1 protein-coding gene is annotated in these 290 nt (G+C 66.6%); it reads right to left on the bottom strand.

Going from position 1 to position 290, the window contains the following annotated elements; genetic code table 11:
- The coding region (locus J4G32_RS20940; RefSeq protein ID WP_210497601.1) for a M24 family metallopeptidase at positions 1-290 on the bottom strand (290 nt) is incomplete at both ends.

Raw genomic sequence — 290 nt, forward strand, 5'->3', positions numbered from 1 at the left:
CGAAGGCCTACCGGCTGGCAACGCCGGATGCGCATCAGGCGACCGAGTTCGTGCACGCCGAACCGAGCGCCTTCCAGAAGGTGTCCCGCTTCGGCATCCCGATCTTCGCCGACCAGGTCGTGCAGCGCACGCTGCTCGGCACTGAAGCGGCCATTCACCGGGAAGGTGCGGGTGATGTCGCTGGCATAGCCGCGGTATTCGGCACCGGCGTCGATCAACACCAGCTCGCCATCGCGCGAACGCGCGTTGTTGTCGCGGTAAAGCAGGATGCAGCCGTTGCGACCGGCACC

Source organism: Microvirga antarctica (assembly GCF_017921815.1).
Classification (GTDB): Bacteria; Pseudomonadota; Alphaproteobacteria; order Rhizobiales; family Beijerinckiaceae; genus Microvirga; species Microvirga antarctica.